A 14045-nucleotide genomic window follows, 5' to 3' on the forward strand; every position below is an offset into this window, starting at 1 on the left:
CCCCTTCCGTACCGATAACAAAAGACAAGACGCGGAGACATTGCAGTGGAACTGGCAATCCTTGCCCTGAGCTTCCTGGCCCTTCTGGTGCTGGGCGTGCCGGTGGCCTTTTCGATCGGGCTGGCCTCGGTGGCCACCGTGCTCTATGCCGACCTTCCGGTGGCGGTGGTGTTCCAGAAGATGGTCGGCGGCATGCAGATCTTCTCCTTCCTGGCCATCCCCTTCTTCGTGTTCGCGGGCGAGCTGATGCTCTACGGCGGCATCGCGCAGCGCATCGTGCGCTTCGCCAACAGCCTGGTGGGCCATGTGCGCGGCGGCCTGGGCATGAGCAACGTGGTGGGCTGCACCCTGTTCGGCGGCGTGGCGGGCTCGCCCGTGGCCGACGTCTCGGCCATGGGCTCCGTGATGATCCCGCTGATGAAGAAGGAGGGCTACGACGCCGACTACGCGGTGAACGTGACCACGCACGCGGCTCTGGTCGGCGCGCTGATGCCCACCTCGCACAACCTGATCATCTTCACGCTCGCGACCACGGGCATCGCCTCGGTCAGCATCCTGAGCCTGATCCTCGCCGGGCTGGTGCCGGCGCTGCTGCTCACGGTGTGCAACCTGGCGGCCGCCTACTGGGTGGCCATCCAGCGCGGCTACCCGATCCGCGGCGCCTTCCCCGGCTGGGGCGAGGTGCTGGCGGCCTTCATCGCCGCGCTGCCGGGGCTGCTGATCGTGGTCATCATCCTGGCCGGCATCCTGTCGGGCGTGTTCACGGCCACCGAGTCGGCCGCCACGGCCGTGATGTGGGCCTTGCTGGTCACGGTGCTGGTCTACCGCTCGCTCTCGTGGAAGGACTTCCTCAAGGCCTGCGCCAAGGCCTGCAAGACCACCGGCGTGGTGCTGCTCCTGATCGGCATCAGTTCCGCCTTCGGCTATTTCATGGCGCTGTACGAAGTGCCGCAGAAGACCGGCGAGCTGATGACCAGCGTCTCCAGCAGCCCCTGGGTCATCTTCCTGATGATCAACGTGCTGCTCTTCCTGCTGGGCACCTTCCTGGACATGGCGGCCACGATCCTGATCTGCACGCCCATCTTCCTGCCCATCGCGATGGAATTCGGCATGAGCCCGGTGCAGTTCGGCATCGTCATGCTCATCAACTGCGCGCTGGGGCTGAACACGCCGCCCGTGGGCACCACGCAGTTCATCGGGTGCGCGATCGGCGGCGTGTCGGTGGGCGAGGTGATGCGCTCCATCCTGCCCTTCTACGGCGCGCTGATCGTGTGCCTGATGCTGGTCACCTACGTGCCGCTGTTCTCCACCTGGCTGCCCACGCTCCTGAACGCTCCGCTGAAGTAGCTGCGCACGCCTTCCACCCTCGCCATCCACCCCCGTTCCCCCGATGCGCAGCGCCCCGCTTTACATCACCATGCACCCGGCCGACAACGTGGCCATCGTCGCCAACGACGGCGGCCTGCCGGCCGGCACGGTGTTCCCGGACGGCCTGACCCTGGTCGACAAGGTGCCGCAGGCGCACAAGGTCGCGCTGCAGGACATTCCCGAGGGCGGCGCCGTGCGGCGCTACAACGTGACCATCGGCTACGCCAACAAGCCGCTGCCGCGCGGCAGCTGGGTGCACGAGCGCCTGCTGACCCTGCCCGAGGCGCGCGCGCTCGAAGGCCTGCCCATCGCCACCGTCAAGCCCGAGCCGCAGCCGCCGCTGGAAGGCTACACCTTCGAGGGCTACCGCAACGCGGACGGCTCGGTCGGCACGCGCAACATCCTGGCCATCACGCAGACCGTGCAGTGCGTGGCCGGCGTGACCGACTTCGCGGTGCAGCTCATCAAGGCCGAACTGCTGCCCAGGTACCCGAACGTGGACGACGTGGTGGCGCTCGCGCACACCTACGGCTGCGGCGTGGCCATTGACGCGCCGGACGCGATCATTCCGATCCGCACGCTGCGCAACATCAGCCTGAACCCGAACTTCGGCGGCGAGGTGATGGTGGTGAGCCTGGGCTGCGAGAAGCTGCAGCCCGAACGACTTCTTCCCCCGGGGTCGATTCCCATCGTGGACGAGCGCAACGTGGCCGACGTGGGCGACACGGCCGAGGCCAAGCTCGACGTGGTCTGCCTGCAGGACGATGCGCACGTGGGCTTCATGTCCATGGTGCAGTCCATCATGCGCCAGGCCGAGGAGCACCTCGAGCGCCTGAACGCGCGCCGGCGCGAGACCGTGCCGGCCAGCGAGCTCGTGGTCGGCGTGCAGTGCGGCGGCAGCGATGCCTTCAGCGGCGTGACCGCCAATCCGGCCGTGGGCTACTGCACCGACCTCTTGGTGCGCGCCGGCGCCACCGTGATGTTCAGCGAGGTGACCGAGGTGCGAGACGGCATCGACCAGTTGACCTCGCGCGCCAGCACGCCCGAGGTGGCCGAAGCCATGGTCCGCGAGATGGCCTGGTACGACGCCTACCTCGACAAGGGCCGCGTGGACCGCAGCGCCAACACCACGCCCGGCAACAAGAAGGGCGGGCTGTCGAACATCGTCGAGAAGGCCATGGGCTCCATCGTCAAGAGCGGCTCCTCGCCGATCTCGGGCGTGATCGCGCCGGGCGAGAAACTCCAGCACAAGGGCCTGATCTACGCCGCCACGCCCGCATCGGACTTCATCTGCGGCACGCTGCAGCTGGCCGCCGGCATGAACCTGCACGTGTTCACGACGGGCCGCGGCACGCCCTACGGCCTGGCCGAGGTGCCCGTCATCAAGGTGGCTACGCGCGACGACCTGGCGCGCCGCTGGCACGACCTCATGGACATCAACGCCGGCACCATCGCCACGGGCGAGAAGACCATCGCCGACGTGGGCTGGGAGATGTTCCAGCTCATGCTGGACGTGGCCAGCGGCCGCAAGAAGACCTGGGCCGAGCAGTGGAAGCTGCACAACGCCCTCGTGCTGTTCAACCCGGCGCCCGTGACATGAGACGGCCGCAGTCCCTCGGCCCTCGCAGCGCTGTTCGCACCGCGCGCGCGCCCTCGCGCGGGGTCACGCCCGCGCGACGGACGCGTGCCCCCGCGCCAACACACGCCCCTGCATGCGCCCCCGTCCCCACGCGCCGCCACAAGGAAGACACCTGGAAACCCTGAAGTCCATGCACTGAGTTGCCCCCCTCTTTCGTCACGCGTTCCCCAGATTCACAACCCCAAGAGAGACAAAACCGTGAGCATCCCCTCCCTTCGCTTCGCACCGGCCCGCCGCGCCGTCCTGCTGGCCGCCCTGGGCCTCGGCCTGGGCTTGACCTTCGGTGCACAGGCCCAGAGCACCTTCCCCAGCAAGCCCATCGAACTGCTGGTGCCCTACCAGCCCGGCGGCGGCACCGACGGCCTGGCCCGTGCCTTTGCCGACGCCAGCCGCAAGCACATCGACCAGAGCATCGTGATCGTCAACCGCCCAGGCGCCGGCGGCGCCATCGGCTGGCAGGAAGTGATCAACGCCCGGCCCGACGGCTACAAGCTGGCCGTGCTCACGGTGGAACTGCTGACGCTGCCGCACCTGGGCCTGGCCAAGTTCAAGTACGACGACTTCCAGCCCATCGCGCAGCTCAACGCCGACCCGGCCGCCGTGACCGTGAAGGCCGACGCGCCCTGGAACACGATCGAGGAGTTCCTGGCCGATGCGAAGAAGAAGCCCGAGCAGATGCGCATCGGCAACTCGGGCAACGGCTCCATCTGGCACCTGGCCGCCGCGGCGCTGGAGGACAAGACCGGCACCCGGTTCAACCACATCCCCTTCCAGGGCGCGGCGCCCGCCGTGCTGGCGCTGCTGGGCGGCCACATCGAGGCCGTGACGGTGAGCCCGGCAGAGGTCACGACCCATGTGCAGTCCGGCAAGCTCAAGACGCTGATGGTGATGGCCGACAAACGCGTGAAGGGCTTCGAGAAGGTGCCCACCGCCAAGGAAAAGGGCATCGACCTGGCCATCGGCACCTGGCGCGGCCTGGGCGCGCCCAAGAACACGCCGCCCGAGGTGATGGCGCGCCTGCGCGAGATCACGGCCAAGACCGCCGCCGAGCCGCTGATGCACGAGGTGATGGACAAGCAGAACCTGGGCTATGTCTACACCGACGGCGCGATCTTCAAGGACACGCTGGCCAAGGACGACGTGTACTTCAAGGGCCTGATCGGCAAGCTCAACCTCAAGCCCTGAAAGCCGCGCCCGCACGGCCCGAACGGCCGTGCAAGGGCGAATCCCGGTCCGCGCGCCGCCGACTCCAACGACAACAGGCCCGCGCGGCATGCGCCCTTCGGGGTCCTTCTTCTTTCAATCTGGAGACCTTCATGCAACGCCGTACCCTCCTCCAACGCGCCCTCGTCACGGGCACCCTGATGGCCGCGGCCGCCCTGCCGGCCACGACCGCCTTCGCCCAGGGCAGCTGGCCCACGGGCAAGGCCATCACCTACATGGTGCCCTTCCCGGCCGGCGGCACCACCGACGTGCTGGGCCGCCTGATCAGCCAGAAGCTGGGCACGGCGCTGGGCACCAGCGTGGTCATCGACAACAAGGGCGGCGCCGGCGGCAGCGTGGGCTCCGAGATCGCCTCGCGCGCAGCGCCCGACGGCTACACGATGCTGGGCGGCACCGTCAGCTCGCATGCCATCAACGTGAGCCTGTATCCCAAGATCGGCTACGACCCGGTCACCTCCTTCGCGCCCGTGACGCTGATCGGCACCAACCCCACGGTGCTCGTCGTGCCGGCCAACAGCCCCTACAAGACGCTCAAGGACGTCGTCGAGGCCAGCAAGGCCAAGGCCGGCGGCCTGTCCTCGGCCTCGGCCGGCATCGGCACCTCGCAGCACCTGTCGCTGGAACTGCTGGCCTACAAGTCGGGCGTGAAGTTCAACCACGTGCCGTACAAGGGCAGCGGCCCGGCGATCCAGGACGTGATCGGCGGCCAGGTGGACATGATGTTCGACACCACCGTCGTCGCCGCGCCGCACATCGCCAGCGGCAAGCTGCGCGCCATCGCCGTCACCTCCCCCAAGCGGCTGGAGTCGCTGCCCGACGTGCCGACCGTGGCCGAGTCCGGCGTGCCGGGCCTGGCGGACTATTCGGTGCTGTCTTGGCAGGCGATCTTCGTGCCGGCCGGCACGCCGGCGCCGATCGTCGACCGCCTGCACAAGGAGATCCGCACCATCCTGGCCCAGCCCGACATGCAGGAGCGGCTCAAGAGCTTCGGCATGCAGCCGGCCGACATGACGACGGCCGAGATCGCGGCGTTCCAGAAGGCCGAGGTGGCCAAGTGGGCGCAGGTGATCAAGGCGGCGAACATCAAGCCTGAGTAAGCGGCAGGGCGCCCGGCCGCGCGGCACGGCCATGGCGCCCGCGGCGGCCTCCTAGAATCGCAGGCCGTCCGTCCTGCCCCTGCCTGGAGCCTTCTTGTCCGATCGCCTCGCCGTCCTGCCGCAGTACCTCTATCCCAAACAAGCCCTCACGGCCTTCGCCGGATGGGTGGCACGCGGCGAACGCGGTGCGCTGACCACCTGGATCATCGAGCGCTTCATCGCCCGGTACGGCGTGGACATGGCCGAGGCGGTGCACCCCGAGGCCGCGCACTACACCAGCTTCAACGACTTCTTCACGCGCGCCCTCAAGCCCGGCGCGCGGCCCATCGCCGAGGCGCCCTTCGTGTGCCCGGTCGACGGCGCCATCAGCCAGTTCGGCGCGCTCACGGGCGCGGCGGGCGACCAGGTCTTCCAGGCCAAGGGCCACCACTACAGCACGACGGCGCTGGTGGGCGGCGACGCGCAGCTGGCGGCGCGCTTCGCCGGCGGCAGCTTCGCCACGCTGTACCTGAGCCCGCGCGACTACCACCGCATCCACATGCCCTGCGACGGGCGGCTCATGCGCATGGTCTACGTGCCGGGCGAGCTGTTCTCGGTCAACCCGGTCACGGCGCGCGGCGTGCCGGGCCTGTTCGCGCGCAACGAGCGCGTGGTCTGCGTCTTCGAATCCGCGCGCGGGCCCTTCGTGCTGGTGCTGGTGGGCGCCACCATCGTCGGCAGCATGGCGACCGTGTGGCACGGCGTGGTCAACCCGCCGCGCACGGGCCAGTTGCGCGACTGGCGCTATGACGCCGCCGGCCAGGCGCCCATCGTGCTGCGCCAGGGCGAGGAAATGGGCCGCTTCCTGCTGGGCTCCACGGTGGTGATGCTGTTCCCGCGCCCGGCGCTGGCCTTCCATCCCGACTGGGCGCCCGGCCGCGCGATCCGGCTGGGCGAGGCCATGGCCTACGACACGCAGCTGCCCGCCTGAGCGGCAGCCCAGCGCGGCGAGACCGGCCGCCCCGCAGGACCGCGCGCCCCGGGGCCGTGTCCGGCGCTCCCGCGGCGGGGATAGACTGGCGCACGCGTCTTCGCAAGGACTGGCCATGAGCTCCAAGGACAACGCTGCGATCAGTGCCCTGTTCGCCCTGCTCGAAGCGCGCTATGCGCTGCGTGTGCTCTGGGCCTTGCGCGACAGCCATGCCCAAACCTTCCGCCTGCTGCAGGACAGCGTAGGCGGCATCACGCCCAACACGCTCAACACCCGCATCAAGGAACTGCGCGCCGCCGGGCTGCTGACGCGGGCGCCCGACGGTTACGTGCTCACGCCGGCGGGGCTGGACCTGGCCCGGCGCCTGTCGGACCTGCCGGCCTTCGCCACCCGCTGGCGGGCCAGCCAGCCGGCGGGGCCCGCGGCGGCACCCGGTGCGCCCCCGCCCGGGCGGCCGGACTGAAGCCCGGCAGGTGCGCGCCGCGGCTGCCGAGCCCGCGGCGCCTGCCGCCCCGGAACACCCTCGTTACACTGCCCGGCCTTGCGGCGCGCCGACGGTGTGCCCGCCTCTTTCCCATCTTCCCTGAGGAGCTTCCATGCCCACCACTTCTTCCGGCCTGCAGTACGAAGACACCGTCGTCGGCGAAGGCGCCGAGGCGCAAGCCGGCCACCATGTGCACGTGCACTACACGGGCTGGCTCTACAACGACGGCCAGCAGGGCGCCAAGTTCGACTCCAGCCGGGACCGCGGCCAGCCCTTTTCCTTCCCGCTGGGCGCGGGCCATGTGATCAAGGGCTGGGACGAGGGCGTGGCCGGCATGAAGGTGGGCGGCCAGCGCACGCTGATCATCCCTGCCGCCCTGGGCTATGGCGCCCGCGGGGCCGGCGGCGTGATTCCGCCGAACGCCACGCTCAAGTTCGACGTCGAGCTGCTCGACACGCACTGACGCCCTGCCGCGCCTGGGCCGGGCGCGGCCCCCGGGTGGCAGGCCGCAGGGCCCCTGCGGGCTGCCCGGCCCACCGCGCCTTCCATGGATCCCGGAATTGATCGCCAAGCAGCGATCGATTGAGAATTTCTTGTGCCCGGAACGATCGCCCTGTCTTGAAAAGGGCTTTCAGGGCCCTAGCTGCGAGGCAGCTTTTTCCCATTGACTCAAGGACATGTCGGAGAACCCCATTCCCCCGAGCCAAACGGACGCCCTGACCGGCGCCCCCAGCCCCGAAGAACTCGAAGCCGCGGCCGCCGCGAGCGCGGCCGATGCCGCAGCCAGCCAGGCCCAGGCGCAGAACCTCGAAGCCGAACTGGCCGCCCTGCAGGCGAAGAACGCCGAACTGTCGGACCAGTACCTGCGCGCGCAGGCGGACGTGCAGAACGCGCGCCGCCGCGCCGACGAGGAGGTCAGCAAGGCCCGCAAGTTCGCGCTCGAAGCCTTCGCCGAATCGCTGCTGCCCGTGCTGGACAGTTTCGAGGCCGGCCTCGCCGTGCAGGAAGCGACGGTGGAACAGCTGCGCGAAGGCTCCGAAGCGACGCTGCGCCAGCTGCAAAGCGCGCTGGAGCGCAACAAGGTGCTGGCCGTGAGCCCGGCCGTGGGAGACCGGTTCGATCCGCACCAGCACCAGGCCATCGCCGCCGTGCCCTCCGAGCAGGAAGCGAACACCATCGTGTCTGTGCTGCAAAAGGGCTACACCATCGCCGAACGCGTGCTGCGCCCCGCGCTGGTCACGGTCAGCGCGCCCAAGTGAGGCCCGCGCCCCGCTCGCAGAAACACACAGGAAGTCCCCGCTCGATCCCTTGAATCCGGCGGACTTATCCACACGTTAAGCACAAGATTCTTTGCAGATTCAGGAGTACACAACATGGGCAAGATCATCGGCATCGACCTGGGCACGACCAACTCGTGCGTGGCGATCATGGAGGGCAACAACACCCGCGTGATCGAGAACTCGGAAGGCGCGCGCACCACGCCTTCGATCATTGCGTACCAAGAAGACGGTGAGGTGCTGGTCGGCGCCTCGGCCAAGCGCCAGGCCGTCACCAACCCCAAGAACACCCTCTATGCGGTCAAGCGCCTGATCGGCCGCAAGTTCGAAGAGAAAGAGGTGCAAAAGGACATCGACCTGATGCCCTACACCATCACCAAGGCCGACAACGGCGACGCCTGGGTGGAAGTGCGCGGCAAGAAGCTGGCGCCGCCGCAGATCAGCGCCGAGGTGCTGCGCAAGATGAAGAAGACCGCCGAGGACTACCTGGGCGAGCCGGTGACCGAGGCCGTGATCACGGTGCCCGCGTACTTCAACGACAGCCAGCGCCAGGCCACCAAGGACGCGGGCCGCATCGCCGGCCTGGACGTCAAGCGCATCATCAACGAGCCCACGGCGGCCGCGCTGGCCTTCGGTCTGGACAAGCAGGACAAGGGCGACCGCAAGATCGCCGTGTATGACCTGGGCGGCGGCACCTTCGACGTGTCGATCATCGAGATCGCCGACGTCGACGGCGAGAAGCAGTTCGAGGTGCTGTCGACCAACGGCGACACCTTCCTGGGCGGCGAGGACTTCGACCAGCGCGTGATCGACTACATCATCGGCGAGTTCAAGAAGGAACAGGGCGTGGACCTGTCCAAGGACGTGCTCGCGCTGCAGCGCCTGAAGGAAGCGGCCGAGAAGGCCAAGATCGAGCTGTCCAACAGCGCGGCGACCGACGTGAACCTGCCCTACATCACGGCCGACGCCACGGGTCCGAAGCACCTGAACATCAAGCTGACCCGCGCCAAGCTGGAGTCGCTGGTCGAAGACCTGATCGAGCGCACCATCGCCCCCTGCCGCACGGCCATCAAGGACGCCGGCGTGAGCGTGAGCGAGATCAGCGACGTGATTCTGGTCGGCGGCCAGACCCGCATGCCCAAGGTGCAGGAGAAGGTCAAGGAGTTCTTCGGCAAGGAGCCGCGCAAGGACGTGAACCCGGACGAAGCCGTGGCCGTGGGCGCGGCCGTGCAGGGCCAGGTGCTGTCGGGCGACCGCAAGGACGTGCTGCTGCTGGACGTGACCCCGCTGTCGCTCGGCATCGAGACGATGGGCGGCGTGATGACCAAGATGATCACCAAGAACACCACGATCCCGACGAAGTTCGCGCAGACCTTCTCGACGGCCGACGACAACCAGCCGGCCGTGACGATCAAGGTGTTCCAGGGCGAGCGCGAAGTGGCCGCGGGCAACAAGCTGCTGGGCGAGTTCAACCTCGAGGGCATCCCGCCGGCGCCGCGCGGCACGCCGCAGATCGAGGTGAGCTTCGACATCGACGCCAACGGCATCCTGCACGTGGGCGCGAAGGACAAGGCCACGGGCAAAGAGAACAAGATCACCATCAAGGCCAACTCGGGCATCTCCGAGGAGGAAATCCAGAAGATGGTGAAGGACGCCGAGCTCAACGCCGCCGAGGACAAGAAGAAGGTCGAGCTGGCCCAGTCGCGCAACCAGGGCGAGGCGCTGGTGCACAGCGTGCGCAAGTCGCTCACCGAGCACGGCGACAAGCTGTCGCCGGCCGAGAAGAGCGAGATCGAGACGGCCGCCAAGGAGCTGGAAGACGTGCTCAAGGGCGATGACAAGGCCGCGATCGACGGCAAGACCGAGGCGCTGATGACCGCCAGCCAGAAGCTGGGCGAGAAGATGTACGCCGACGCCCAGGCCGCGGCCGGCGCGGCAGGCGATGCGGCCGGTGCATCGGCCGGCGCGCAAGCCGCCAGCGCCCCCGCGGACGACAACGTCGTGGACGCCGAGGTCAAGGAAGTGAAGAAGGGCTGACGGCCCGGCCCGGACGCGAGGCTGGAGCACCTGCAGGGGCGCTCCGGCCTTTCGTCTTTGTGCTCCCTCTGTTTCTGCCTCGGCCCGAGGCATTGCTGACCGCCCTTCACAGGCAAATCCATGGCAACCAAACGCGACTACTACGAAATCCTGGGTGTGCCCAAGAACGCCTCGGACGACGAAATCAAGAAGGCCTATCGCAAGCTGGCCATGAAGTACCACCCGGACCGCAACCAGGGTGATGCGGCCAAGGACGCCGAGTCCAGGTTCAAGGAAGTCAAGGAAGCGTACGAGATGCTTTCTGACGGCCAGAAGCGGGCCGCCTACGACCAGTACGGCCACGCGGGGGTGGACCCGAACATGCGCGGCGGTCCCGGCGCGGAAGGTTTCGGCGGCTTCGCCGAGGCTTTCGGCGACATCTTCGGCGACGTGTTCGGCGGCGGCGCCCGCCGCGGCGGCGGACGCCAGGTCTACCGCGGCAACGACCTCAGCTATGCGATGGAGGTCACGCTCGAGGAAGCCGCCGAGGGCAAGGACGCGCAGATCCGCATCCCGAGCTGGGACGACTGCGGCACCTGCCACGGCAGCGGCGCCAAGCCCGGCACCAAGCCCATCACCTGCACCACCTGCCACGGCGCCGGCGCGGTGCAGATGCGCCAGGGCTTCTTCAGCGTGCAGCAGACCTGCCCGCAGTGCCGCGGCACCGGCAAGATCATTCCCGAGCCCTGCACCACCTGCCACGGCCAGGGCAAGATCAAGAACACCAAGACCCTGGAAGTGAAGATCCCGGCCGGCATCGACGACGGCATGCGCATCCGCAGCACCGGCAATGGCGAGCCCGGCACCAATGGCGGGCCGCCGGGCGACCTGTACATCGAGATCCGCATCAAGAAGCACGAGGTCTTCGAGCGCGACGGCGACGACCTGCACTGCGTGGTGCCCGTGAGCATGACGACGGCCGCGCTCGGGGGCGAGATCGAGGTGCCCACGCTGGGCGGGCATGCGGCCATCGACATTCCCGATGGCACGCAGAGCGGCAAGCAGTTCCGCCTGCGCGGCAAGGGCATCAAGGGCGTGCGCTCCAGCTACCCGGGCGACCTGTACTGCCACATCCGCGTGGAAACGCCGGTGAAGCTCACCGAGCACCAGCGCAAGCTGCTCAAGGAACTGGACGAATCGCTGAAGAAGGGGGGCACGAAGCACAGCCCCAACGACAAGGGCTGGTTCGACAAGGCGAAGGAGTTCTTCAGCTGACCCCGCCGCCTGCCGGGGCTTGCGGCCGCATGGCCGCCGGCTTCGCGCCCCGCATGGAGACCGCCGCGGCGGTCTCTTTTTCTTTGGGCCCGCGGCTGCCGCTTTTGCGGCAATCCTTTCCGCCGGCCCATGCGGCCAATTGGCGCGCCCGCCCCGGCCGCCCGGCGCGCACGCGCGGCCAATTGGCCCCAGCGCCCCCGCTGCCGCCGGAATTGGGCGATCCTCCTACGCGCCTTGTCGGAGCGTCCAATCCATGGGCATAGGCCAAACCCGCGAAGCAAATCAATTTCATCCGGATTGTTTTTCTTCTAGCCGGGTAATATTCGGTAACATCAAATCGGCGGGTTTCTGAGCAGGCCCGCCGCGAACGCGCTCCGGGGCCCCCTGCCATTGGGCGGCGAGGCCCCGCCAGCGCCGCCCGGCGGCCTTTTGCACCGAATTGCACGGCGCGCCGGCTGCAGGTTTGGAACCCGCCATTTGTAACCCGGCACGTCTTTTGCTGCCGATGGTGGGATGCAGAGCGTTGGCGCCGGCGTGAAATCGGATTTGTAAATTCGCAAATCACGCCAACGGCCAATGACACTGCCGCGTTATTTGTCTTATGCTGGGCTCACCAAATCTGCAGATGGGGAGTTCATCCGGGGGACAGGCCGCCGCCACACGCTGCTTTTCGGAGCGCGTGCTCTCGCCAGAGTCGACGCGGCAGCCCGACACCGGACCCGGCGCAGAGCCTTGTTGACCCGATGGAGGTGCCCTATGGATGTCATCAGCAACTTCGCAGCGCGTTACGAGCGCACCCGTGAAGAGGTTCTTTCGCTCCAGGAGTACCTGGACATCTGCAAGCGGGACGCCACGGCCTACGCCACGGCGGCCGAGCGCATGCTCCAGGCCATCGGCGATCCCGAACTGGTCGACACGCGCAACGATCCGCGCCTGTCGCGCATCTTCGCCAACAAGGTCATCAAGCTCTACCCGGCCTTCCGCGAGTTCTACGGCATGGAAGACGCGATCGAGCAGGTGGTCTCGTACTTCCGCCATGCCGCGCAGGGCCTGGAGGAGAAGAAGCAGATCCTCTACCTGCTGGGCCCGGTGGGCGGCGGCAAGAGTTCCATCGCCGAGCGCCTGAAGCAGCTCATGGAGCAGGTGCCCTTCTACGCGCTGCAGGGCTCGCCGGTGAACGAGTCGCCGCTGGGCCTGTTCGACCCCGCCGAGGACGGCGAGATCCTGGAGAAGGAATACGGCATCCCGCGCCGCTACCTGCAGCGCATCCTCTCGCCCTGGGCCGTGAAGCGGCTGGAAGAGTACGGCGGCGACATCCGCCAGTTCAAGGTGGTCAAGCGCTACCCCTCGGTGCTGCGGCAGATCGCGGTGGCCAAGACGGAGCCCGGCGACGAGAACAACCAGGACATCTCCTCGCTGGTCGGCAAGGTGGACATCCGCAAGCTGGAGACCTATGCCCAGGACGACCCCGACGCGTACAGCTACTCGGGCGGCCTGTGCCTGGCCAACCAGGGCCTGCTGGAATTCGTGGAGATGTTCAAGGCACCGATCAAGGTGCTGCACCCGCTGCTGACGGCCACCCAGGAAGGCAACTTCAAGGGCACCGAGGGCTTCGGCGCCATTCCTTTCGACGGCATCGTGCTCGCGCACAGCAACGAAAGCGAATGGAAGGCCTTCCGCAACAACAAGAACAACGAGGCCTTCCTCGACCGCATCTACATCGTCAAGGTGCCCTACTGCCTGCGCGTGTCCGAAGAGATCCGCATCTACGACAAGCTGGTGCGCAACTCTTCGCTGTCGGCCGCGCCCTGCGCCCCGGGCACGCTGAAGATGATGGCCCAGTTCTCGGTGCTCACGCGCCTGAAGGAACCCGAGAACTCCAACCTCTTCAGCAAGATGCAGGTCTACGACGGCGAGAGCCTCAAGGACACGGACCCGAAGGCCAAGTCGCTGCAGGAGTACCGCGACTACGCGGGCGTCGACGAAGGCATGAGCGGCGTGTCCACGCGCTTCGCCTTCAAGATCATCTCCAAGGTCTTCAACTTCGACAGCTCCGAAGTCGCGGCCAATCCGGTGCACCTGATGTACGTGCTGGAGCAGCAGATCGCACGCGAGCAGTTCCCGCCCGAGACCGAGCAGAAGTTCGTCGGCTACATCAAGGAGCTGCTGGCGCCGCGCTATGCGGAGTTCATCGGCAAGGAGATCCAGACCGCCTACCTCGAGAGCTATTCGGAGTACGGCCAGAACATCTTCGACCGCTACGTGACCTATGCCGACTACTGGATCCAGGACCAGGAGTACCGCGACGTGGACACCGGCGAGGTCTTCGACCGCGCGTCCCTCAATGCCGAGCTGGAGAAGATCGAGAAGCCCGCGGGCATCGCCAATCCCAAGGACTTCCGCAACGAGATCGTGAACTTCGTGCTGCGCGCGCGCGCCAACAACGCGGGCAAGAACCCGCTGTGGACCAGCTACGAGAAGCTGCGCTCGGTGATCGAGAAAAAGATGTTCTCCAACACCGAGGAGCTGCTGCCCGTGATCAGCTTCAACGCCAAGAGCAGCGCCGACGAGCAGAAGAAGCACGAGGACTTCGTGACGCGCATGGTCGAGAAGGGCTACACGGCCAAGCAGGTGCGGCTGTTGTGCGAGTGGTACCTGCGCGTGAGAAAGAGTTCGTGATCCTCTTTCCCTCGCG

11 protein-coding genes are annotated in these 14045 nt (G+C 67.6%); all 11 read left to right on the forward strand.

All coding sequences use genetic code 11. The features are described from left to right. The first annotated feature begins 45 nt into the window (after positions 1-45). The 11 genes from LG388_RS22160 (at position 46) to LG388_RS22210 (ending at position 14029) form a co-directional block, all read left to right on the forward strand. Positions 46-1347 (forward strand): TRAP transporter large permease, encoded by a 1302-nt coding sequence (locus LG388_RS22160; protein ID WP_225784731.1) that lies wholly within the window; start codon positions 46-48, stop codon positions 1345-1347. 43 nt (positions 1348-1390) lie between these two features. Beyond that, positions 1391-2968, forward strand: coding sequence for a galactarate dehydratase (gene garD, locus LG388_RS22165; protein WP_225784732.1), 1578 nt, complete (start codon positions 1391-1393; stop codon positions 2966-2968). 243 nt (positions 2969-3211) lie between these two features. Continuing rightward, on the forward strand, positions 3212-4192 hold the full coding sequence (locus LG388_RS22170) for a tripartite tricarboxylate transporter substrate binding protein (RefSeq protein ID WP_370630234.1): 981 nt from the start codon (positions 3212-3214) through the stop codon (positions 4190-4192). 131 nt (positions 4193-4323) lie between these two features. After that, a complete protein-coding gene (locus LG388_RS22175) occupies positions 4324-5328 on the forward strand; it encodes a tripartite tricarboxylate transporter substrate binding protein (RefSeq protein WP_225784733.1) in 1005 nt (334 codons plus the stop codon). A gap of 94 nt (positions 5329-5422) precedes the next feature. Next, on the forward strand, positions 5423-6298 hold the full coding sequence (asd, locus tag LG388_RS22180; RefSeq protein ID WP_225784734.1) for an archaetidylserine decarboxylase: 876 nt from the start codon (positions 5423-5425) through the stop codon (positions 6296-6298). Between the two features lie 115 nt (positions 6299-6413). Next, positions 6414-6761: a helix-turn-helix domain-containing protein gene (locus LG388_RS22185; protein ID WP_225784735.1), complete on the forward strand. Its 348-nt coding sequence runs from the start codon at positions 6414-6416 to the stop codon at positions 6759-6761. 133 nt (positions 6762-6894) lie between these two features. Then, positions 6895-7245 carry an FKBP-type peptidyl-prolyl cis-trans isomerase gene (locus LG388_RS22190; RefSeq protein WP_225784736.1) on the forward strand — a complete coding sequence of 117 codons (351 nt, stop codon included), beginning with the start codon at positions 6895-6897 and terminating at the stop codon, positions 7243-7245. A gap of 214 nt (positions 7246-7459) precedes the next feature. After that, positions 7460-8041: a nucleotide exchange factor GrpE gene (gene grpE, locus LG388_RS22195; protein ID WP_225784737.1), complete on the forward strand. Its 582-nt coding sequence runs from the start codon at positions 7460-7462 to the stop codon at positions 8039-8041. A gap of 114 nt (positions 8042-8155) precedes the next feature. After that, positions 8156-10096 (forward strand): molecular chaperone DnaK, encoded by a 1941-nt coding sequence (gene dnaK / locus LG388_RS22200; protein ID WP_225784738.1) that lies wholly within the window; start codon positions 8156-8158, stop codon positions 10094-10096. A 120-nt stretch (positions 10097-10216) separates the two neighbouring features. Beyond that, positions 10217-11350 carry a molecular chaperone DnaJ gene (gene dnaJ, locus LG388_RS22205; protein WP_225784739.1) on the forward strand — a complete coding sequence of 378 codons (1134 nt, stop codon included), beginning with the start codon at positions 10217-10219 and terminating at the stop codon, positions 11348-11350. A 756-nt stretch (positions 11351-12106) separates the two neighbouring features. Further along, complete coding sequence (locus LG388_RS22210) at positions 12107-14029, forward strand: PrkA family serine protein kinase (RefSeq protein ID WP_225784740.1); 1923 nt, start codon at positions 12107-12109, stop codon at positions 14027-14029. Positions 14030-14045 lie beyond the last annotated feature (16 nt).

Source organism: Xenophilus sp. Marseille-Q4582, from assembly GCF_916700565.1.
In the GTDB taxonomy this organism is placed as follows: Bacteria; Pseudomonadota; Gammaproteobacteria; order Burkholderiales; family Burkholderiaceae_C; genus Xenophilus.